26 protein-coding genes and 1 pseudogene are annotated in these 21300 nt (G+C 28.5%); 2 read left to right on the top strand and 25 right to left on the bottom strand.

Annotated features, from left to right (window positions below; translation table 11 throughout):
- Window positions 1-148: 148 nt before the first annotated feature.
- The 11 genes from C1715_RS20060 to C1715_RS12245 form a co-directional block, all read right to left on the bottom strand.
- Window positions 149-271: a hypothetical protein gene (locus C1715_RS20060; protein ID WP_278320107.1), complete on the bottom strand. Its 123-nt coding sequence runs from the start codon at window positions 269-271 to the stop codon at window positions 149-151.
- A 31-nt stretch (window positions 272-302) separates the two neighbouring features.
- Window positions 303-2111, bottom strand: coding sequence for a hypothetical protein (locus C1715_RS12285; protein ID WP_102400772.1), 1809 nt, complete (start codon window positions 2109-2111; stop codon window positions 303-305).
- Between the two features lie 120 nt (window positions 2112-2231).
- Window positions 2232-2810, bottom strand: a complete 579-nt coding sequence (locus C1715_RS12280) for a M1 family aminopeptidase (protein ID WP_102400771.1) — start codon at window positions 2808-2810, stop codon at window positions 2232-2234.
- A gap of 4 nt (window positions 2811-2814) precedes the next feature.
- Window positions 2815-3711 (bottom strand): alpha/beta fold hydrolase, encoded by an 897-nt coding sequence (locus C1715_RS12275; RefSeq protein ID WP_102400770.1) that lies wholly within the window; start codon window positions 3709-3711, stop codon window positions 2815-2817.
- Between the two features lie 122 nt (window positions 3712-3833).
- Entirely contained in the window at window positions 3834-4124 is a 291-nt protein-coding gene (locus C1715_RS12270) for a GNAT family N-acetyltransferase (protein WP_102400769.1), read from the bottom strand.
- On the bottom strand, window positions 4099-4368 hold the full coding sequence (locus tag C1715_RS12265) for a hypothetical protein (protein ID WP_102400768.1): 270 nt from the start codon (window positions 4366-4368) through the stop codon (window positions 4099-4101). Before C1715_RS12265 ends, C1715_RS12270 begins: the two co-directional genes overlap by 26 nt.
- Before the next feature lie 544 nt (window positions 4369-4912).
- Window positions 4913-5143, bottom strand: coding sequence for a Fic family protein (locus tag C1715_RS19630; protein ID WP_207654974.1), 231 nt, complete (start codon window positions 5141-5143; stop codon window positions 4913-4915).
- Between the two features lie 376 nt (window positions 5144-5519).
- A complete protein-coding gene (locus C1715_RS12255; RefSeq protein WP_102400767.1) occupies window positions 5520-5726 on the bottom strand; it encodes a hypothetical protein in 207 nt (68 codons plus the stop codon).
- Window positions 5727-5899: 173 nt separating this feature from the next.
- Window positions 5900-6205 carry an aminoglycoside 6'-N-acetyltransferase gene (aac(6'), locus tag C1715_RS12250; protein ID WP_341457760.1) on the bottom strand — a complete coding sequence of 102 codons (306 nt, stop codon included), beginning with the start codon at window positions 6203-6205 and terminating at the stop codon, window positions 5900-5902.
- Between the two features lie 9 nt (window positions 6206-6214).
- Window positions 6215-6346 (bottom strand): hypothetical protein, encoded by a 132-nt coding sequence (locus C1715_RS20225; RefSeq protein ID WP_341457750.1) that lies wholly within the window; start codon window positions 6344-6346, stop codon window positions 6215-6217.
- Window positions 6347-6578: 232 nt separating this feature from the next.
- Window positions 6579-7064, bottom strand: coding sequence for a hypothetical protein (locus tag C1715_RS12245; protein WP_102400765.1), 486 nt, complete (start codon window positions 7062-7064; stop codon window positions 6579-6581).
- Window positions 7065-7561: 497 nt separating this feature from the next.
- On the opposite strand from C1715_RS12245, the gene C1715_RS12240 reads away from it, so the two are divergent.
- On the top strand, window positions 7562-7891 hold the full coding sequence (locus tag C1715_RS12240; protein WP_278320106.1) for a CD3324 family protein: 330 nt from the start codon (window positions 7562-7564) through the stop codon (window positions 7889-7891).
- A gap of 470 nt (window positions 7892-8361) precedes the next feature.
- Complete coding sequence (locus C1715_RS12235) at window positions 8362-9009, top strand: FusB/FusC family EF-G-binding protein (protein ID WP_102400763.1); 648 nt, start codon at window positions 8362-8364, stop codon at window positions 9007-9009.
- 171 nt (window positions 9010-9180) lie between these two features.
- On the opposite strand, the gene C1715_RS12230 is transcribed toward C1715_RS12235, so the two are convergent.
- The 14 genes and pseudogenes from C1715_RS12230 to C1715_RS12155 all read right to left on the bottom strand — a co-directional run bounded on the left by C1715_RS12230 (window position 9181) and on the right by C1715_RS12155 (window position 21181).
- Window positions 9181-9414 carry a zinc dependent phospholipase C family protein gene (locus tag C1715_RS12230; protein ID WP_102400762.1) on the bottom strand — a complete coding sequence of 78 codons (234 nt, stop codon included), beginning with the start codon at window positions 9412-9414 and terminating at the stop codon, window positions 9181-9183.
- A 246-nt stretch (window positions 9415-9660) separates the two neighbouring features.
- On the bottom strand, window positions 9661-10176 hold the full coding sequence (locus C1715_RS12220) for a GNAT family N-acetyltransferase (protein ID WP_278320137.1): 516 nt from the start codon (window positions 10174-10176) through the stop codon (window positions 9661-9663).
- Between the two features lie 507 nt (window positions 10177-10683).
- Window positions 10684-11541: a GNAT family N-acetyltransferase gene (locus tag C1715_RS12215; RefSeq protein ID WP_102400760.1), complete on the bottom strand. Its 858-nt coding sequence runs from the start codon at window positions 11539-11541 to the stop codon at window positions 10684-10686.
- 178 nt (window positions 11542-11719) lie between these two features.
- Entirely contained in the window at window positions 11720-12514 is a 795-nt protein-coding gene (locus C1715_RS12210) for a sugar nucleotide-binding protein (protein ID WP_180964071.1), read from the bottom strand.
- Window positions 12515-12574: 60 nt separating this feature from the next.
- The gene (locus C1715_RS12205) at window positions 12575-13138 is read right to left on the bottom strand and encodes a nitroreductase family protein (RefSeq protein WP_102400758.1); all 564 of its coding nucleotides are present in this window, start codon (window positions 13136-13138) and stop codon (window positions 12575-12577) included.
- A gap of 153 nt (window positions 13139-13291) precedes the next feature.
- Window positions 13292-13810, bottom strand: a complete 519-nt coding sequence (locus C1715_RS12200) for a GNAT family N-acetyltransferase (RefSeq protein WP_102400757.1) — start codon at window positions 13808-13810, stop codon at window positions 13292-13294.
- Window positions 13811-13886: 76 nt separating this feature from the next.
- Window positions 13887-14855, bottom strand: a pseudogene (locus C1715_RS19805) (ADP-ribosylglycohydrolase family protein).
- Between the two features lie 60 nt (window positions 14856-14915).
- Entirely contained in the window at window positions 14916-15671 is a 756-nt protein-coding gene (locus C1715_RS12185) for a phosphotransferase (protein WP_242971948.1), read from the bottom strand.
- 421 nt (window positions 15672-16092) lie between these two features.
- The gene (locus C1715_RS12180) at window positions 16093-16530 is read right to left on the bottom strand and encodes a GNAT family N-acetyltransferase (protein ID WP_102400754.1); all 438 of its coding nucleotides are present in this window, start codon (window positions 16528-16530) and stop codon (window positions 16093-16095) included.
- A gap of 163 nt (window positions 16531-16693) precedes the next feature.
- The gene (locus C1715_RS12175) at window positions 16694-17257 is read right to left on the bottom strand and encodes an NUDIX hydrolase (protein WP_102400753.1); all 564 of its coding nucleotides are present in this window, start codon (window positions 17255-17257) and stop codon (window positions 16694-16696) included.
- 50 nt (window positions 17258-17307) lie between these two features.
- Entirely contained in the window at window positions 17308-18117 is an 810-nt protein-coding gene (locus C1715_RS12170) for a class I SAM-dependent methyltransferase (RefSeq protein ID WP_102400752.1), read from the bottom strand.
- A gap of 778 nt (window positions 18118-18895) precedes the next feature.
- The gene (locus C1715_RS12165; protein ID WP_102400751.1) at window positions 18896-19771 is read right to left on the bottom strand and encodes an aminoglycoside 6-adenylyltransferase; all 876 of its coding nucleotides are present in this window, start codon (window positions 19769-19771) and stop codon (window positions 18896-18898) included.
- A gap of 107 nt (window positions 19772-19878) precedes the next feature.
- Window positions 19879-20244 carry a hypothetical protein gene (locus tag C1715_RS12160; RefSeq protein ID WP_102400750.1) on the bottom strand — a complete coding sequence of 122 codons (366 nt, stop codon included), beginning with the start codon at window positions 20242-20244 and terminating at the stop codon, window positions 19879-19881.
- Between the two features lie 37 nt (window positions 20245-20281).
- Window positions 20282-21181 (bottom strand): 4Fe-4S double cluster binding domain-containing protein, encoded by a 900-nt coding sequence (locus C1715_RS12155; RefSeq protein ID WP_102400749.1) that lies wholly within the window; start codon window positions 21179-21181, stop codon window positions 20282-20284.
- Between the last annotated feature and the right edge of the window lie 119 nt (window positions 21182-21300).

Genomic DNA, 21300 nt, shown 5'->3' with positions numbered 1-21300 from the left:
AATGGAAGATTCCAAGCCCAATATTCTAAATTATTTACTGCATAATCTTTGCAAGCAAAAAAAGAAGCATATATATTAGGTTTTACATTTAATTCATATAATCCTTCTTCATTAGTGATAGTTTTATATATTGGCTCAAATTCTCTACTTAAAATCTTAATGTCAGTGCCTGATAAAGCATTGCCTTTAAAATCTGTAACTTTCCATATAATTTTACTAGACTCTTTTCATTTGATAGTTCATCTTCAATTATTGTTTTCTTTTTTATCACAAAAATTCACTTCCCCATTTTTATTAAATAGTCATGATAATATAATTTTATTAACCCATTCCTTAAAGCTCTCATACCATTCCTTTTTTAGACCTTCATGTCCACATTCTGATGTAAACACTGTAGCTTTATTATTAACTAAACTAATTTTATCTAAAAATTCTTTAACTTCCTTAAAATCACAGTTCCCATCTTTTGTTCCATGATATATTATCATATCTGCATTTTTAAATTTACTTATATTATGATCGTCTAAATAATTAGGTTGATTTTCGATTTCAAATATATTTGCAAGGTTATGGTGGCCTGAAAATATGGCTAATGCTTGAAATTCTTTTTTACAATAATCAAAAGTTCTTAAGACACCGTATCCACCCATTGAGAAGCCTTGTAAAATTGTCTTTTTGTTATCTAATTTAAATATAGATTTAATCTTTTGTGTTATCTCTATTATTTCTGATAAAGCCTCAGTAGTACAATAGCAATGAGATGTTCCCCTTGCGAAAGGTGCCAACATAATTAATCCTAATTCCTCGGCTAATCTTTTATGAAAAATATTAATCCCATGTCTATCATCACTTCCACTACCATGTAAACATACCATTAAGCCTTGGAAATCATTATTTTCTACTGATTTAGGTATATATAGTGAATATGGTTGAATAGAAGCATCTTCACGAGATTTAAAGCCTAATCTTAATACTTGTCCTGCTTTGAATAAATCTTCACCATTCTTTACTAAATCTAATTTATATTCTATATCTTTTATGTAGTTATCTAAAGTTTCAAAAGACTCATATTCTTTTAATTGACTTAAGTAGTTATTAAAATCTTTACAATAGAATTTTAATGAATCAATACTTTCTTTTAAAAACATATTTTCTGCTTTATTAAAAGTGTTTATCTTATTTTCTAGCATATTGAATTTTTCTTCATTATAAATGTAAAGCTGAAAGTTCTTTTCCATAGTATATGTATCTAGATTTACTTTTAAATTTATAATATTATTATATTCTTCAAGATTATAGTTATTTAGTACAATCCTTATTAGGTTTAACCCTTTAGTTACCTTTTTAACTTTATTTATACATTTCTTATTATTTATTTTAAGATGAATATTTGCTGTAGATTCATTATTACTATTTATTGCTATTCTTAACATCACATTTTCATAGGTCTTACAATTAATTTTATCTAAATCAATTAATATATCTGGCGTATCATTGCTTGTTGGATTTTCAAATTTAAATAATTCATATTTTCTAAGACTATTTTCTGATTGAATATAGTCATCTTCTTTTAAAATAAATGTTTTCTTCTCATCATTAATATCCCTTACAAAACTTATATTAAAACCTAATTTTTCACAAATATATGGTTTATAAGGATTCAATTCTTCCCAGGATATTGAAGCTAAAAAATACATGTTTCCATCAATATATTTATACTTTATATCACCATTAGTAATTTGTTTTCCAGTACACTCCACATTTTTATACCATTGAAAAATTCTTCGCTTATTGTTGCTTAATGGACTGACTCCTATTACATAAAATTCATCAGTTGGTATACCATCTTCGTTAGGTTTTGCTATGACAAAATGAAATCCATCACCATTTTGATAAGCTCTATCGTTATTTATAATTTTGTCTTGGTTACTTACAACTAAAACATATAAATTTTTCACAGAATACAGAACTAATGTTCGAACTTTTAAATCATTATTTTTATCATTAATTGCATTAAGTTTATTTTTTTCATATCTATCAAAGATTGTCCAATTACCACTTAAAATTTCATTTTCTTCGTGCCCATTCATATAATAAATTATATTATCCATATCATCGCTCTCCTTCCATCTTTTATCTGATGGCTATATCGTAATACTCCACTCTCCGAAAAAGTGTGGGATAATGGCATCTATGTCCATGGACAACAATTTCAAAGTTTATCATTACTATTAAGTATTCTTTATATACTTTTTAAATCCTTCACATGAGTATATCCAATCATCAAATAGTTTTTTTACACTTTGTTTTTTATCATTTGTAGCCTTATCAATATAAAAATTGCAGAAATCCTCAAAAGTTGTAGGCTTATTTTTAAACTCGTTTAAGAATTGCGTGGTTATATTATCAAAGATGTTTTCACTAATGATATTAGTTAATTCATATAAACATATAGCTCCTGCAGTATAGCTTAAATCACCATATTCATATTCACCAAACTTATGAATTGGAATTTCTTTATATTTGCCAGAGTTCATTTGTTCATTCCAAGTTTTAGAATATAAATCTAAATAATGTTCATTTCTCTCTAGTGTATTCATAATTGGCATTTCATAATAACTTGTAAAAGCTTCATCGAAAAAGCGTGAACGGCTAACAGTTCCTTCAGCTTTTGCATTCCATCCAAGATGAGTAAATTCATGTATAATTTGATTCATGTTCTTTTTTGAAGAAAAAGTAGATTCTTGTATAAATATTGTGTCATTTTCTTCACAGGTGAATCTTCTAAAGTTATGATTAAATAAATTCAATACTTTAAATAAATAATAATTCTTTTATGGAATCAATAACTGCATCAGGCCTAGTTTCGTTTATACAATGATTACTATCTTTAACAATTGTGCATTTGCTATTATTAGATAGCTCTTTTAATCCGTAAGATAACTTTTGAGATAATTCCACAATTCTTTCAGCCTCTATTTTAGGTACTCCTTCTTCCACCATTTCTTTAATGGAGTACGCTGGATCTTGAATTAATATTATTAATGGACAATTAGGAAAATTTCCTGAAGTATTCATATTCCCTGCAGTACTTCTTAAATCAATTAATTCAGAAAGTTGATTTACATATATTTCAGGTCTTACGTAAAAGTCTAAAAGCTCATTTTGAATATCCAAAGGCTGCTTTAATTCTTCCTTTGATAGCTCTGGCTTTATTTCTTCTATTAATTTATCTTTAGTATATTTAGAATACCTTGTCCACAATTTTAAATAAATTTCATCTGAATCGGTTTTATTTGATATAGGGCATTCTAATTTATCAAATTTATCTTCTCTATACATTGATGCTGATTCAACAAGTAATACACTTTCTACTTTTTCTGGATACAATCTTGCAAAATGCTGAACACATAGTCCTCCATAGGAATGCCCTACTAATATAACTTTTTCATTTATATTCAGTTCAGTTAATAATGAATATAAATCCTTGGCAGCTATCAATGTATTACTACCTTCATGGTGTAGTTCGCTATTTCCAACACCAGGTCTGTGTATTATGATAACCTTTGCATATTTAGATATTTCATCTGCAATATCTAACCAAGCATACATGCTGCATCCCATTCCAAGCATAATAACTACAGTGTTCTCTCCACTCCCAGTAATTAAATATTCTATTTTTCTTCCTTTAATGGTTGATAGTTTAATCATGAATTGCACCAGCTTTCTTTTGGTATAAATTTGGTTTGTTATAGTAAGAGGTAATAAGTTTACTATATGTTATAGCAATTGAAAGATATAATTGAATTTTAAATAGTTTTTAATTAAGAAGGTTACGAATCACCACTTAAACTTTTATATATCTTTAGAAAGTTTTTATAACTTAAAACATAAGTTAACTGTTTAATTTCAGCACCATTGAATGCATCTACTTCAGATGTATCTTCACTTCTATCTCTGACAAATCCTATTTTTTCAAGTATCCTTTGACTTGCTAAATTACTTTCATAGCATCCAGCCCAAACTTTTCGAAGTTTTAACTCTCTATAGCAATAGTTAAGTCCTAATAGAAACGCCTTATACCCATAACATTTTCTTCTATATGATAGCAAGGTCAGGCTCATCTTTTGGAGGAGACAGCCTTATAGCACCAATTACACTCTTATTTTTTTTATCAACAATTGAACTAAAGAAATGAAATTGTGAAATATCGGTTTCATGGAACTCTTCAAAACTAAGGTCAAAGGCAAAATTATATCCTTTTTGAGTCCTAATGTCTAACCAACACTTATACATTTCCTTATCATCATCATGGGTATATTTAACTAATGATATTTCATTATTTTCTATAAATATAACTTTATTCACTTATGCACCTCCACAATAAATTTTAATACCCCGTTTGAATTTAGGTTATTAAAATTACAATACTTGATGACTTAGCACCCTTTTACATTGACTACACCTTTTAAATAAAATCTTTATATGCTTTAACATCTGGTTATTAGCCTAATGGTGAGCTTGAGTATTAAAAATTATAACTTTTCGTTTTCAAAGCACCTCTAAACTTAGCACCACTATAATTGGTTTTGCAGATGTGTTTTGTAACTTGTTATACAAAGTTAAGTTGAGTATTTTACTAGTGGAAATTATTATTACATAAATATCGATATTGGTATTAACTGAACTGCCGATCTGGTAATATTTCCATTTTTCAAACTATTACTTTAAGTTTCTATTTGATCTAATATCTTTTTATTTTCTCAAGCTTTATTTTTATTAACTTTAGGATTATTAGCTTTATCTTTATCAAATGCTGTGACCAATTCACCTAATATATACATTGAATCCATAAAATCAATTAAAGGATTCTTAGAAAACTCTCCCCTAACTTCAATAAAATCGCATGGAACTATCTTCTCTTAGTATTTTTAATACAACCTACCATAGCCTCTAATTCCTTATATGCTTTTATGATAACTCCAAGAAAATACTCAAGCCATGTTTGCAGATTATTTTTTCCATCATGCCATAGCATAGATGACTTATTCAATGTATCACAATAAGTTTCTTTGCTATCCTCGATAATTTTTTCTAAACTAATAAATCTTCCAACTTCAAAGCCACTTTGGTACAAAAACATTATCAGTATTTTTATAGTTTCCCCCCTTAGCTGATGAAAATTTGTATAAATCTCTATGTAATTGTAATAACACAGATGATTTTATAGGTATAGCATCAAAAGCACTATGAATAGTATTTAATACATATCTATAACAGCTATCTCACTTTCACTTCTATCGCTTGTTTCTATTTTATTATCCATTATTTCACCCAAGCTTTTACTCGAAGTATAAATACCTTCTATTCTATTAGATGATTCTATACTTTGTATAATTGCACATCTTTAAGTGTGTTTAATATTTGAGGTGATTGCTTTTTATACAAATCTTGCTTCCCTTTATATTCATTTATAGTAGTTAACATTCTCACTATGCTCATAGGTAATGATAAGTTATTCAATTTATTATTTTCAAAAGAAATCCAGCCATTCTGCCTTTATCAAAGGCTACAACACCTAATCCATTACTTGCAAAATGGTCTAAGTCTGGAAGAATATCTATAGAAGGAAGTATTGGTACATACTCACGCTCCTCATTATAATTAGCAATAGCAATTAACTTTGCATCCTCCACATGTTTCATTTCAAAATCAAAAATTCTCATATAAATCCTCCATTCAAATATAGAGGGTTTATATTGGTGAACTATTTCACTATAGCTAGGGGGTGGTATTGAATTTGTTTGATACATTTATAAAGTGTATATCAAATTTTCATAAAAAATAAACATAAATAATTTTTCTAAAAACTTATTTATCGCTAATATAAATTAAGAATTTATTTGATTAATTTTTTTGTGAAACAAATAATTCTATTAGCTTCAGCAAAACCTATAGCCAAGTGAAATTCTAGGCTTTCTCTATTAGTCAATTCACAATCACTAGCAAATTCTGTACATCCTATTTCCATTGCCCACTTTTCACACGATTGGCATAACATACTGGCTATACTCTTGTTACGAAACTCCTCAATTACATAAATACCTTCTAAATATCCCACCGGAGTACTGTCTGTCCCCTCAACATAGTCTTTTCTTAATCCACATTGAGCAACACCTACTGAAATATTATCACTATAGGCTATAAATATTTCTCATTCGTTAGATGTAATCTTTTCAAACAACTCTGCTTGTAAATCATTTATATCCGAGTCACTCCACATATTATGAAATAATTCTGCTACTCTTTTACTATCTTCTGGTTTTGCTTTACAAATATTAATCATTATTTAATTCACCCATCCTTTTTTTTATATTGTATCTCATTAGTCTTTATATAGCTTAAGTTTTCATAAAACCTTTGAGCATTAAAATTTTGATTACCTGTTAATAGCTCAATCTTCTTAATATTATTTTCATATGCACTAGCTCTCATGGAAAATGCAAAACACAACCATAAGTTCCGATACCCTCATCATTCTTAGCGCCGATACCTGCATACTATCCTAAAATTAGTACTTATCTATCAAGTTCTGTTCTTAGTTTAATTGGTATAAATGTTTCCATCTGTGCCCATCCCTGTGCCTTGATAATATCCTTAGGAGTAATAATATGTCCCATACTATAATGGTTAGTACGTTCATCTAGTTCAAATAACTCCGATTTATTAATGTAGGCTATAGCCTCATTATACAATTTATTACCCATTTCTTCATCGCCGTCTCTATATGTGTAAGTAAGATAATATCCGCCATCAAAGTCAACTACATCGTTACTACCGCTATCCATGTCCTCAGTTAACGCCCACCACCAAACCATACCTTGTTCCACAGGATCAAAAAATAAAAAATCTCGCGGCATAAAGTCATCTCGTGGCAATGGCTTAATAGCAGAAAAATATGCATCAAACTTTCCTAATATTCCTTCTGCAGAAAAATCAAAATTTTTATCAACACCTGATGAAGCAGCTTTAAACGGTGGTAATGAAACAATTCTAAACTCCATACTCTCATCTCCTTTTACATATTCCAATAATTTCATCTTATATAATTATAGCATATATTCTATGGAAAATGCCCACTGGATAACCCATAAAAAATTTCAATATCTTTTGGTTTACAATTTATTGTACCTAATGCACACTTAACCTATTACCCTATCACTATCACTTTCACTAATGTTTTATCAGCATATACAGCTACCAGTTTAAAGTTTTCCTGTTCATATTTTTGTGGTAAAGTTGTATGAAAACAATATTTTATAGAGTTTTCTACCTATATTTAAATCATCAAACAATCCATATATTAAAAATTAAGTTAATTATGATATAATTAACTGTAATGCATTGGGGGTGTTTTTATGAAAGTCTGTGATACATTCAGCTCTAAATCAGCTTGCTCCGTGCAAAGACTACAACAAAGTAAGCTATGCTTTGTTTGGAGCCTAAGCTTTTAATTTAGCTGAAATGCAAATATGTTTTAGGCTCTGTAACACATAGCTTTTTGAGTATTCTTTGCTTTAACACTATGATAAAAAAGCAGAGGAGTAAGGAAATGAAGTATGCAAAAGCGCAAGATGTGTTACCTGAGAAAATTGTTAAAATAATACAAGAATATGTAGACGGAAAATATCTTTATGTACCCAGGAAAAATGAAAACCATAAAGCCTGGGGAGAAAAAAGTGGTATAAAGAATAGTCTTAAGGCTAGAAATAGTGAAATTTATAAAAAATACATTAATGGTGCTACTATTAATGCATTAACTAAAGAATATTACCTGTCAGAAAAGAGTATAAGAAGAATAATAACTCAAGAGAAAGATTTATACTCATAATTATTACAGAATTATTTATTGGATTGAATACTTATTTTAAAACATGTTATGATTTCATTGTGGCATTCCAATGAAAGTTATTATTTTTAATTTAAGACAATATTCAAAAGATAAGAAATAAAATGATTGTGAATATAGCATGTTTTAAATCAAGATGATTACTATTACTTTCAGTTGGAGGAGTAATAATAATCATCTTTTTTTAATGGGCATGTAATAAAATGTAACTGTAAGTAAGATATTATGATTAAACCACAAAAAGGTACAATGAATGCGGTGGAATTATGAAATTTCTCCTCCGTGACTTGCATAAGAGCTCGGAACAATAAATTTAAACAGTTCTTTCGCTTCTTATGCAAGTCATTCCAGAGAAATTTCATAATTCAAGTAATGTAATGTTTTTTGTGGGTTAATCAGGTTATTTAAATGGATATAAAATTACATATGTTAGAAAAGAGGTGATAGCCTTTATGGAGGCTTTTATAAAAAAATATGAATATAACTATATAAAGAAATGTTTACGGGATTTAAATAGTGCTTTCAGAAATTGTGTAGATACTAATGTTATTGAAGTAAGTAAAGCATACATACATGATAAAATACTAAGCCTTTTTACAAATTTATCTGATGAAGAAAGAGAGCTGCTTGATATTAGTAAGATAAATGATCCCACACAGATTGACAAGTATTTAGACGAGTTAAACGAATATGTATATGGAATGCCAAGTATTACAAAACCTAAAATTATTAAATTGTTTAGAAAGGAAAAAAATTTAAAATTGCCAAAGCCAAGTCTACAGGATTCAAAAAATGTGTATTTAGGCTGGATTGATGAAACCAATAGAAAATTATTTTTAATTTACAATATGGATGGTAAATTTGTAGGTATGGTATGTAAAATTCCAAGTCATAATTCTAACAATACTAATATGTGTTCCCTTTGTAATCATGTAGGTTCTGAAAATGAGGTGGCTTTTGTCTCAGCTATTTGTAAAACAAAAGGTAACTACAAGTCACTAGGATTTAATATATGTTTAGATAGTCAGAAGTGTAATGAGCGAATTGTATCTATAGAAAAGCTTGAGAAAATCTTAAAAGATGTTAACAATATAAAATAACAGTGACATACATTTTATAATACGGTACATTTACATATAAAAATCGACTTAACTAAGTAATATCAGTGATTAAGTCTATTTTTATATGTAAGCTACTACTCTAAGAAAAACATCCATAAAATGGCTTAGAGTAAGTATCAATTTTTTTAGACAATGATCCCTATTACAAATTTAAAACATTCTTGGCAACATTGCAAGGTTTTCTCTATTACCAAAATCTACATCTGCAATAGTATCTCTCATGTGTGAGTGTTTCTTATCTGCTCTTACAAATCCTTCTCTTCTATGAATTGAATCAGGAGCTATTGAACCTGCATAAAACAGTCCTTTATTTGTAATTACTCCATCGGGTAATGTATTTATTATTCTATTGGCAATTGTCAAATGTGTTATAGTACCGGGCATATTATCCCTCCGTTCCAATCTTAATTACATCTGATAGAAATTGTTTTTCTGCTATTAATTTTCCTTTCCTTTAATTCCTTTAAGTTCTTTTAATTCTACTCTAAATTGTGCTATTAGCTTTGATATTTTTTCTTCATCTGAAAATTCTGTCCGTCGTATAATCATAGTTTTACCTCCTGGTAATTCGTAATTAATACTTTTTTATCCCAATCTAAGAATAACTTAAATAAAATTATTGATTCTAAACTAGCTTTCTTTATAAATTCTATGATATTCCCGCTCTAAAATGCTAAAATAAAATTGGTCTACCCATTTACCTCTACATTTATATTCTTCTCTAAACACACCTTGTTTTGACATTCCTGCTTTTTGCATTACAGATGTTGATTTGAGATTATCACAATGGCACATACCTATAACTTTATGAGCATTTAATTCATTAAACGCAAAGGATAATAAAAGCTTAGCACTTTCTAAACAATATCCATTACCTTGAAACTCTGGTAAGATAACATATCCAATTTCCCAGCTTTTACGTGTGGAACTACATTGCCATATATAAACTACTCCCATCTGTGCACCATCTGAACTTCGTTTAACAATAAAATCAAAAACATCGTTTTCTTCAATTCTTTTAGTAAATCTTTCTTGAATATGTTCCTTGCTAATTTCAACATATTCTTCATAACACCATAATTTTGAATTACTTTCTTCATCACATATAAAATCCATATGTTCCTTTGTTACAGGAACAAGTTCAATAGCTTTACCTTTTAATACATGACCAATTTGTTTTTATATATATTCCTTCTCCATCGTTATCCCACTTTCATGTTGTATAAGTTTTTTTATTAAATAAACACATGCTTCATCTAAATATTCATACTTACTATTATATACTTGATGTTTTAGACAAAATTAACATTGATAATATCTATAAATACTAATTTTTAAAGTTTACAAAAGCTATGCATCCAACCTCTTCACTTTTAAAAAGCCACAATGTTTATAGAAATTAACAGTTTCTATCTGATTGTCTGTCAGTAATACTTTCTGATATGCATTTTCATATTTTTTAAGAACAAGTTTTAAAAGCTTTGAGTCAATACCCTTTCTTTATCTTTAGAAAGTGTATGGTAAGTACCAACCCTTCACTAAAACTCCTCTCTTTTCTTTTTAGACTATTTTTGTGTATAACATATTAATAACTTAGTTAACAATTCGTGATATAAAAAAATACTAACCTTTACTAAATAACAATTTGGCAAGCTAAAGTGTACATTTGTAACACCTATATTTAGCTTGAACTTCAAAACCTGCAGCTAATGCTGAATTTAATTCATCAGTAGAATTTTCATCAATAAAATATACAATTTCTTTTATTGCACCAAATTCATTATATAATTGTGTAAGCATTTTATTAATTAATATACTTTCAATGCCCTTATTTTTGTATTTCTCATCTATAAACAATCCAAATACTTCTGCATCTTCTTTAACTATTTTAGCAAAAATGCTCCCGTGTATCTCTTCATCGTGCCTAAAAGCAAATATTCGAAAGCGATCTATATCTATTTTTAAATTTTTGGCATTATAATACATTTCTAAAGGAATAGCGTGTTCATCATGGAACCTAGCGTATTCCTCAAAAATGTTTTTGTTAATTTCCTCTACACAATCATTCCTTTGATTCGTATGGAATTCCAAATTACATATTCTTGTAACAATGCTTGCTTCAATACACTCAATATTTTTTTTCTTAAAATATTCATTTGCATTTTTATTGGTAAAAGGTATTCCAGTTATAAGAAATTGATATCCAGCTAATTGATTACTTATATAATTAATAAATTCTTCTGCAATTTGCTCATAATCATCTCTAATTAAAAATACCTTTGTTTGAGCATACTTTTCATCAGTTATCCAAAAATAAAGACAAATTCCACACAATACACCTTGATGATAGCAAGCTAGTACATTTTTGCTGTCATCACTTACAAATTTTTCAATATATTCTTTAAGCTCTATAATTGATTCCTTTCTTGGATAGCTCGCATTTAGGTTATCCTGACTCAATTCCCATGCGAAATCAATTACTTCCTCAATATTACAAATTGTTTTTATCAATTTTAACACCTCACGCCTCATATCTAGTGTATATCTCTATACATCATTTGATTTTATTTATTTTATACATATATTGCATATAACCTATGTCGATGTAGTTGTACATAGAAAAATTGCTGTATATAACTTATTAATACTTCATAAAAGACTACAATTATGAACTAAATTTTATAAATATTCAAATATCTCGTATTAAAGTTTTAAGTAAAAGTTTTCTTTTGTTGTTATTTAAATTACGATAGATTTCTTTTGGCTTATAGTCAGGTATTATAAAACTTGCATCAATATTCATTAATTTTGCTAAATATATATTAAAATCGTAATGACTTACTGGTTTTTCACCAGATATATTTATTATTCCTGTAAAATTATTGTATGCAAGTTCAATTATTGCATCTGCAAGGTCTTGAACATTAACAAAACTAGCGTACATATTTGCTGTTCTTGAATAATTTTCACCTGTTTTTGAAATCTCAAGAAGTTTTTTCATTCTAGAATCCATTTTACCATCATAGTCATAGCCATAGATACTTCCAGGTCTTATAATTACATGGTTAGGATGTTTTTTTGCTATACTTTCACCTTCAATTTTGCCATTAATATATTGGGGCAAATATTCATTAGGCATACGTTTATGTGGAGTTACATTTTCAGTCTGATCCTTTCCTCTCCCAACGGTGGTAGAAACATAAATCAAGCGTACATCTTTAGAAATACTATTTACTATGCTACTTAAACCTATTTTTGATAAGGAAATTTCTTCATCTACATTATAAATACTCCAAATAATTACATCTGGTTCAAATGAAAGTAATTTCTTTATATCCAATTTATCTAATACATTAACTTGTAAAAGCTCCTGATTATTGAAGTTGCAACAAGTTCCATAGATATCATCACTTCTGAACTCCTTAAGTTTTTTATATACTGTGTTTCCCAAATAACCACTTGCTCCTATTATCAATAATTTCATAGATGTCCTCCTTCTTATTAATGTCTTTATCATATTATTAATTATATATCTTTTATTTCACTAATAATGTCCTATAATAGGCTTATCTTTTGTCCTATGTTTACGACTAGGTTCATATTCCTGCCAATACACTCTTTTTTCATCCAATCGCGTTCTCGCTTCTTTTCTCTCAGCAGGATATCCAAGGTATACAATACCAAGAGGGGTAACATGCTCTGGTATATTGAGTAGCTTTTTTACTGGCTTTATATTACTTTCAATAGGATATACACCTATCCAAACTGAACCAAGTCCCATACTTGTTGCTGCAATTAAAATATTTTCTATTGCGGCACTACAATCTTGAACCCACATATCTTTACCAGGACCTTTAAATGCTAATTTCATATTACCACATACGACAATAACAGCAGGTGCATTGTACCTTGCAAAATTTAATTTGTCTTTTAGTTCTGAAAGTTTCTTTGTATCATCAACAACTATGAATTCCCACGGCTGACAATTTGCTGCTGTTGGTGCTGCTGTAGCAGCTTTTAATAAAGTCATAATCGTATCTTTTTCAACTTTTTTATCTAAATAGTTTCGTATACTCCTTCTTTTATAAATAGCTTCAATTATGTCCAAATTAAAACTCCTTTCAAACCTTAAATACTTGAATTTGTAAAATTAAATATATAACTTTTACTTATTTAAATTTAGTTTATATTTATTAATAAGCATCATTTTGATTTGGTATTTATATATTTGCTCACTATATTTAATTAAGGTGGAAGGAAATCAATCAGTTGCTAATGTAATACTATATTTGTACAGATATTCATTTTCGTCTTCATCGAAAATAGTTTCTAATAATTTTCCGTTGTTCTTTTCTATAATTTTCTTTGAGGCTATATTATCTATATTACAAGTTAAAATTACTTCTTCCATTCCTATCTTTATAGCCATTATCAATGCTAGTTTTAAAATTTGAAAACCATAACCGTTATTTCTATGATCTGGGGATATATCATACCCTATATGACCAGCACATTCTACCTCTTGATGTCTAATTCTCACTACACCTACTACTTCTTTTTTATCAATTAACCAGAATGTTGAGGTTATAACCTCTCCTTTAGTTAAGTTATTTCCCTTGGAATAATTATGTAAGTCATTTAAATAATCTTGGAAATTCCGTAGTGCTTTTTTATATTTATTAAAATAATGTTCATCATTTATTTTTCTGTATGCTAGAGCGTAATTTTCAAAACTCTTTTGATACTTTTTATTAGGTTCAACTAAAAATAAATTTTTCATAAGTATATCCTTTCTAACTAATTTATATTGTCATTTAAATATTCATATTTTTTCATTTCTATATACCCACATCCAATTAATGTCTAAGTAAATATAACCTCTCTCCTAATTCTATTAAGTTATTTTTATTAACAGCTTGGACATCATCATACCATTTATTATTAACTGTATCTGGCGAAATTGCTCCTGCAATGGCTGAACTCATTGAGGCAACAGAATCACTATCCCCACCTAAATTAGCTGCTAGTAATGTTGACTTTTTTGCTGATTTAGTAATGAGAGCAATAACTATAGAAAGTGGGACTATATTAATTGTAGTTTTAGGAAAGTAATTTTCATTTAGATAGTTAATATCTATTTCACTTCGTAACGATAAGTCTTGGTACATATGCATTAATGCTTCATAGTATTTAAGATCTTCATTTGATTTTCTGTACTTTTGAGATTCTATGCTAGCCTTAAGTGCAATTTCAAAAATGTTCTCTATTGATTTACCATCAATAGCTGCTGAAACCGCTCCAGCAATAGATGCAGCTGCACATATGGCCAATTGGGACCCATGAGTAGGAATGCAGCATTCAAAAACATCAGAAACAATTTCATGTAATTTATCACTTGAATGAATAATGCCTATAGGAGCTACTCTCATTGCAGCACCACACCCATCACCATCATACACAACTCTATTTACATCTCGAATCTGTTAAAATTTTCCAAGCTGAAGAGTAGGCCTATTAGATTTTTTACATAACATTAGTTTCTCACCAATTTTACTATGAGATACTGTCCCTTCTTCTATTATTGATTCAGCAACAGCAATAGTTTGTTCAGTATCATCTGTAGTTTCTCCGAACTTCCATTCATAATGCCTGTCTATGTATCTTGGCATTATAGTGCCGAGTTTACCTTCAAACCCGTTTATACAATTAGGATACCATTCTTTGATTTTTTCAAAGGATAAAGTTTCTGTTTGTTTTCCTATGGCATCTCCAACTGCCAGGCCTTTTAAGCAACTTAATATCCTAGATTTAGTCGGTTCAGACATAATACCCCTCCTAAAAAGTTATTTTTAATTCTATATAAAATTAAAATATGGAATTTAGATCTAACCATTTTTTAAGTTTAAAATATCATCATCAACGTTTCTAATAACAAGCGAGTCTCCCCAAGTATTTTGTAAAAAAGAAATGTAAAGAGTACCAATATTAAAAATCCTTCGGAATGGAATAAAGATTTCAATTGACTTAATTTCATTTTCGTTCATAGCTCTAACCTTGTTATATCCATTTAGAAATTGATTTTTACGCTGTTCTCTTCTTTTGAACTTTGCTAAATCACATCCCATACCAAAGGGAAAAGCATACAATGATATATCATACGCCCTCCATCCATTCCCACAGAAATCAAAATCAAATAGTACAGGATTGTTATCAGCATCAATCCGTATATTTCCACCATAAATGTCACCGTGACATATTCCATATTGTGGTTTTTTAGTAGCTAGACTTGTCAATTTTTTCTTTACTTCTTTTGCAACTTCCTCTAAAAAGTCTATGTCGAAATTATGGATATTATAAAATTCTCTTATATTACTCATAGACTCATCTATAAATGAATGCAAGTCTAAATTTGGGCGATTAATAACAAAATTACATTTGTCCCAAGCGTTATGAATGGAAGCAACATAACTTCCTAGATTTTCGTTTAATTCAGCCGTTTCATCTATTTGGTCAAATTCACGCATTCCAACAGACGTGTACAATACGCCATACCTTATTCCATTTATAGTCTTAAATTGTCCAATGAATGTTCCATCCTGTTTAATGACAGGATATGATACTTTAATATCCAAATTCTTCAAATGATTAAGTAAATCAATCTCAGATTGAATTTCTTCTATGCGTCTTATTCATTGACGATATACCTTGAAAAAATACGTTTTATTGTCTGAATTAATCTTATATATGTCATGCAAACCCCTATAAAATAGTCGACATCTCAGTGATGCCTGAGGAAAATATTCTTGTGCAATATAATTACAAAGAGCGTTTGATGACAGGACAGATACTTCCAATGGAAAAAAGTCATCTAACATATAGCAACATCCCACCTATCGTAAAAATCTTGTAACTATGCAACTATCCTAAATAATTACTATTTTTAACAAATTTCTCTATACAATTATATCATAATATATTCAATTAATGTATTAATTTTATCAAATATTACAAATATTTATAGTTTAAAATTTTTTACTATTCCGTAATATGAACACATGTATTTTATAAATGTAATATCATATCAATTTCACCATCTAGAGCTTCTCCCATTTGTTCAAAACCCAATTTAGTATATAAGTTTTTAGCAGTTTCATTTCCTAATATATATGTGGTAACGATATCATGACATCTATTATCTTTTTTCATCCATTCTATGGCAAGTTTTAGTGCATGCTTCCCATATCCTTTAAACTGATATTTCTCATCAATCATAAATTGCCAAATGAAGTAGTTGCTATATTCTTTGTTAAAACGCATCATTATAAATCCTACCATAATGCCATCATTATAAATTGCAAAAGGTGTAACTATATCACGAAATACATAAGCCTTTGCTAAAGAAAGTGTAGTTGATGATACAAATTTAGTTTGATCTTCTGCAACCTTCAATTCCAAACATTCTTTATAATTATCCTCTGTAATTTTTTCTAATTTGATCATGTAAATTGCCCCCTTTAATTTCTTAAATTTTCAACATATACTAAATACTCTTTAAGAATTTATGGTTAATTATATTACGTAGACAAAATTGTAATTTTTGGATTGGAAAATAAAGATATAACTTAAGAAAAATGTGACTTGACTATCATATATAATTTTTTATTTATACTGATAAATTTTTAATTTTGGATATTATTTTATTATAAATTTTCTTCATATGGGATTCATTTGAGTGTATATCTATCTCATTGATCGGAATCCATTTTACAGCACTATTTTCATCTGGCTTAATAATAACTTGATCATTCTCATCAGCCTGAACTAAATATACTATTGATATATGTAAGTGTGATGAAACATACTTTCCTTTTCTAAAATGTCCAAACAAAGGTAAAATATCTAATGAAACAATCTTATTAGTGATAGGAATAATATCTTTTACTCCTGTTTCTTCTTTAATTTCTGATATAGCAACATCTAATAAATTTTTCTCACCGTCTGCATGTCCTCCTGGCAAAGACCATGCATTGAATATATTATGATGTACCATTAATACTTTGTCTTTATCCTTATTTATTACAAACCCAGAGCTTGTTATATGAATAATTTCATTATCTCTTTTTAAAATATCATCAAACATATTTATGTATTTCAATATTATTTTCTTGTCTTTTTTCTCTTGCTCATTAGAAGGGACAAATTCTTCTATTGGCTCAACCCAACTCATATTCTCATCTACTTTCTAAATATAATTTGTTATATAATAAAATTTAAAACTTAAAGTTTTTTTGCTAAATATAAATCAATCGTATCATAAATGATAATCTTGCCTCCAAACGTATCTATTGCCTGTACAATTTCATTCTCCAATTCATTTTTAACATCGCTCTGCAAGGCTCTATGGTCTGAATATGTATTCAACAAAGAAATATAATCATGTGAATTTAATTCTCGCCTATTGTGATAAAGCTTAGTTCTAACATCTGTGAAATGATATGCTGACAAAATATCTGCATACTGTTTGCATGTACTTCCATCAAATTCAGTAGGTGATTTACCTGATGGTCTATATTTAGAATATGCCTTCCTAATTTCTCTATGAACCACATCATCTTCACGATTAACAAATGGATGATTCCAGAATAAAGCTATGGTTCCACCAGGTTTTAATAAACTATGAACTTTAGTTAAACCCAAATCCTGTGGTATCCAATGAAAGGCAGTTGCAGAATATATAATGTCATATTGATTGTTTTTAGTAATAAATCTTTCAAATTCAAGGTTCTTTACTTCAAAATTACTGAATTTTGAAAACTTATGTTTTACATATTCAGCCAAGTTTTTGCCAAGCTCAACAGCGGTGACTTTACAGTCTGTTTTCAAAATTGGCAGGGTTGCCTGACCAGTTCCTATTCCTATTTCAAGTGCTTTTTTCAAACTATTTAATTCAGAATAATTGATAATATCATTAAACATTTCTGCTACGTAAGTTGGACGAAATCTGTCATAGTTTAATTCATCCTCATTAAATTTTAATCGTAAATCTGTTTTCTCATCACTGTTATTATATAAATAGTTATTAAGCATGCTTATCCCCCCATAAAATTACAATTTGATTTTAAAATTTATTATTCTCAAGCACTGGTTATAGACATAGTATCATTATTCATTATAACTGTACATATTTTAAGCATTACTAACATAATTTATTACATAAAGTACCTATATAAAATAAAGAGATCCTTTGGGGATATTTATATGTGATTAGAATATTGTCATAGTATGAAGGAAGATTCACAGCTATTTATTTTTTTAGGTGCATGAAAAGAAATAACAAGTCAAAGATGTTGGTATATTTTGTGTCAGACAAGGAAGCAGGTTCCGTGGCTAGTAGAACTATCCGCGGGTTCTGCTGACGCAAAATAGACTAGTATACTGGCTTGTTATTTGAATGTGCCTTAACTAATCATAAAAAATATTGATCTTGTTATTTCCATCTTTATCTATGCTTTTATTATATTCTTAAAATTACCCTTAAATATATCAATAAAATATTCTTTATTAGATACTTTTGAGACTATACCCTTTTCTTGACCAGCGGTTTCATTTCATAACTAACTACCTGATAATCTTTATTATAACCATATACTATAGTAAAACATTTTTCCTTATTTGAATCTTTTATATCATTTACAAATACAGTGGAAAAATTAAATAGAGCATTACTCCCACCTTGTGCTGAAGCTTGATAATTTTTATAATATAATCCATTAAATTTCTCTAATATTTGTTCCTAAATTATAGTCTTATGTAATGATTATCATAACATTTTTTACATAATATTTAATAAATCAATGCATTATTCTTATAATTTAGGTTTAAAATAATTGTTTTTTATTTTAGTTAGATACCCTGTCATATTGATATCTTCATTTTGATTGTAGGTGTATCCAAAATTCTCAGAAACAATTTTGGCAATAGTTCTAAACAGTTCACAAGCTTTAAATACTGCTGTCCAAAAGTTATTATAATCACTATCACAATAGGTTTTTGAATACATTTCATAAAATTCATTTGGTAAATACTTTTTAAAAAACTTGCCTAGCTTTCCAGCAGATAAAGAGAAATTTGTATTGATGCCAATATACCATTCTATCATTTTTACAAGCATATCCCGCACAGGTACATTAAACATCCACATGGCATAAGGTAATTCGTCCCTTGCAATACCCTTTGCAACATTATTTAAGCACCACCAAAATTCATTGCAACAACTTGCATATTGCAATTCTGTAGGTTTTTTTACCCAGTAATTCTCATCAGTTGAAGGAGGTATTTTAGGTAAACATTTATCCTTATCTAAAAGTGGGATTGTCAGTTTTTCATCAGCATATTCTACTATCATTTTTTCTTTAGTTTCTATTCCTAAATCAATTCGAGTCCCATCTTTAAAAAGCATCAACCATGTATAAGAGCGGCTAAAATCGTGTTTTATACCAAAGGTAATATCAACTAAATCAGGTTCTTGAACCATAGAAATATCCCCAAATACAGAAATCCAATTTTTATTATGCAAAAATGATTTAGTTTCAGTTACAACATAAGTGATGTCATAATCTTGATAAATATCTTTTTTTATATTAGGATTGGCACGTGAGCCACACATATAAACGGCCCTAATACGCTCGTCATTTTTAGCAACTCTAAGTATTAAATCCATCATTTCTTTTTCGCTACGCATATTATCACCTCTAAAAAATATTGGTAATTTTTTACTTAAATTTTCTTAAAGTCAAATTTATCATGAGGAATATTCAATTATGTGACCATTAATTTTGTTAACTATAGTTAAACATGTAATGGAATATTTTCAAGAAAATTTCTTTCTACTTCTGCAACTTCTACTCCATATTCAATCATATCATTCCAACTACTGTCTTTTTCTTGAGAAATTTCAAACCATTTATCTTGTAAGACAACATAAAGTTTTTCTTCGTTAAATGCATGGATATACCAAGTAGGCTTAATATGTTTCTCTAGAATCGTAAGTAGTTTTATAATTTCCCTATCAGGTATATGATACTCATTAGTATGCCATATGGGTACATCATCTTCGGGAACCTTTTCAATTCTTTGTGAATAAAAGAATTTTTTAATCATACCTAATATATTTTTATTATCTAAACTTTCTTCAATTATGCCTAAACGATACATTTTAGATTAACCTCCAATCTTTTATTTTTAATTGATTTTATAGTTCGAATAAAGTTTTTAAATTTCTTGGAATTGCATCATACCATTTATTTATTCCAAGCCTGTAAATTTTTCTTTTAAATTCATTAGAAAAGGTATCAGTGGCCTTTCCAGCTAACAACATATTAGTTTCTTCTTCTGTAAATGATATATTTTCAATAACAGTATCCATTTGCTTATAATTCATAGGACAGATACGCTGACATATTAAACAATCATATAATGTATGGTGTGCTGTTTTAGAAAGCCAATCTGGAAATTCACCAGGAACCTCATTAATACATGATAGACATTTTTGATTATCTATTAAAAATCTATTTTTAAGAATAGCGCCTGTGGGACAATGCTTAATACATAAGTTACAATTACTACAGTTGGCTGCATTTTCTACTTTAACCCAAGTGTCTTCTTCACACATCATATCTGAAAAATATGCTGCATATGTAAAATTACTTCCTAAACCATTAATATACGTAATATTATTTCGCCCATACTTCGCTAGTCCACTATGTGCACCTAATCTTTTCATTGGTAAATTCTTTGCTAACTTAATAGAATAACCATTTTCTTCTACAAATTTTCTTAAATATTCTTCTGTTCTATTAAAATCACAATTCACCAAACTAAGAAAGGTTTTCTTTTTTCCTTCTTTAACAAAGTCGACTTTGGCATAAAATGGATGGTGAATTGCAATAAGTATAATCGAATTAACTTTGAAATCTTCTGTAGGTATCTGAAACTGATACAGTTCATTTATAATCCATTTTTGAAAATCATTAAGTTCTTCTTGATCCTTGAAGTTCTCAATGATCCGCCGTAGTTCTTTTAGATGTTCTATTGATATGACCTTTAGCCTATCCCCATGTTCAATAGCAATCTTTTCAAATTTACTTTGCATATTAGCTACCTTCTTTCATAATTCCACTCATTATTCATAAAATCTTTCATTAGTATTAAATCCTCCATAAAGTATAATCTTTTATAGCATTTTACATATAATTTATCTACTAAATTTTA

It is taken from the genome of Haloimpatiens massiliensis (genome assembly GCF_900184255.1).
Lineage (GTDB): Bacteria > Bacillota > Clostridia > Clostridiales > Clostridiaceae > Haloimpatiens > Haloimpatiens massiliensis.
This window is presented reverse-complemented; position numbering and strand designations above follow the sequence as displayed.

What these genes read in the sequence shown, in the direction of transcription:
- C1715_RS12285 (WP_102400772.1), bottom strand. Translation starts at nt 2,111, where the DNA reads ATGGATAATATAATTTATTATATGAATGGGCACGAAGAAAATGAAATT.
- C1715_RS12275 (WP_102400770.1), bottom strand. Translation starts at nt 3,711, where the DNA reads ATGATTAAACTATCAACCATTAAAGGAAGAAAAATAGAATATTTAATT.
- C1715_RS12270 (WP_102400769.1), bottom strand. Translation starts at nt 4,124, where the DNA reads ATGAGCCTGACCTTGCTATCATATAGAAGAAAATGTTATGGGTATAAG.
- C1715_RS19630 (WP_207654974.1), bottom strand. Translation starts at nt 5,143, where the DNA reads ATGTTTTTGTACCAAAGTGGCTTTGAAGTTGGAAGATTTATTAGTTTA.
- C1715_RS12255 (WP_102400767.1), bottom strand. Translation starts at nt 5,726, where the DNA reads ATGAGAATTTTTGATTTTGAAATGAAACATGTGGAGGATGCAAAGTTA.
- C1715_RS20225 (WP_341457750.1), bottom strand. Translation starts at nt 6,346, where the DNA reads ATGATTAATATTTGTAAAGCAAAACCAGAAGATAGTAAAAGAGTAGCA.
- C1715_RS12245 (WP_102400765.1), bottom strand. Translation starts at nt 7,064, where the DNA reads ATGGAGTTTAGAATTGTTTCATTACCACCGTTTAAAGCTGCTTCATCA.
- C1715_RS12235 (WP_102400763.1), top strand. Translation starts at nt 8,362, where the DNA reads ATGGAGGCTTTTATAAAAAAATATGAATATAACTATATAAAGAAATGT.
- C1715_RS12230 (WP_102400762.1), bottom strand. Translation starts at nt 9,414, where the DNA reads ATGCCCGGTACTATAACACATTTGACAATTGCCAATAGAATAATAAAT.
- C1715_RS12210 (WP_180964071.1), bottom strand. Translation starts at nt 12,514, where the DNA reads ATGAAATTATTGATAATAGGAGCAAGTGGTTATTTGGGAAACACAGTA.
- C1715_RS12200 (WP_102400757.1), bottom strand. Translation starts at nt 13,810, where the DNA reads ATGAAAAATTTATTTTTAGTTGAACCTAATAAAAAGTATCAAAAGAGT.
- C1715_RS12180 (WP_102400754.1), bottom strand. Translation starts at nt 16,530, where the DNA reads ATGATCAAATTAGAAAAAATTACAGAGGATAATTATAAAGAATGTTTG.
- C1715_RS12175 (WP_102400753.1), bottom strand. Translation starts at nt 17,257, where the DNA reads ATGAGTTGGGTTGAGCCAATAGAAGAATTTGTCCCTTCTAATGAGCAA.
- C1715_RS12170 (WP_102400752.1), bottom strand. Translation starts at nt 18,117, where the DNA reads ATGCTTAATAACTATTTATATAATAACAGTGATGAGAAAACAGATTTA.
- C1715_RS12165 (WP_102400751.1), bottom strand. Translation starts at nt 19,771, where the DNA reads ATGCGTAGCGAAAAAGAAATGATGGATTTAATACTTAGAGTTGCTAAA.
- C1715_RS12160 (WP_102400750.1), bottom strand. Translation starts at nt 20,244, where the DNA reads ATGTATCGTTTAGGCATAATTGAAGAAAGTTTAGATAATAAAAATATA.
- C1715_RS12155 (WP_102400749.1), bottom strand. Translation starts at nt 21,181, where the DNA reads ATGCAAAGTAAATTTGAAAAGATTGCTATTGAACATGGGGATAGGCTA.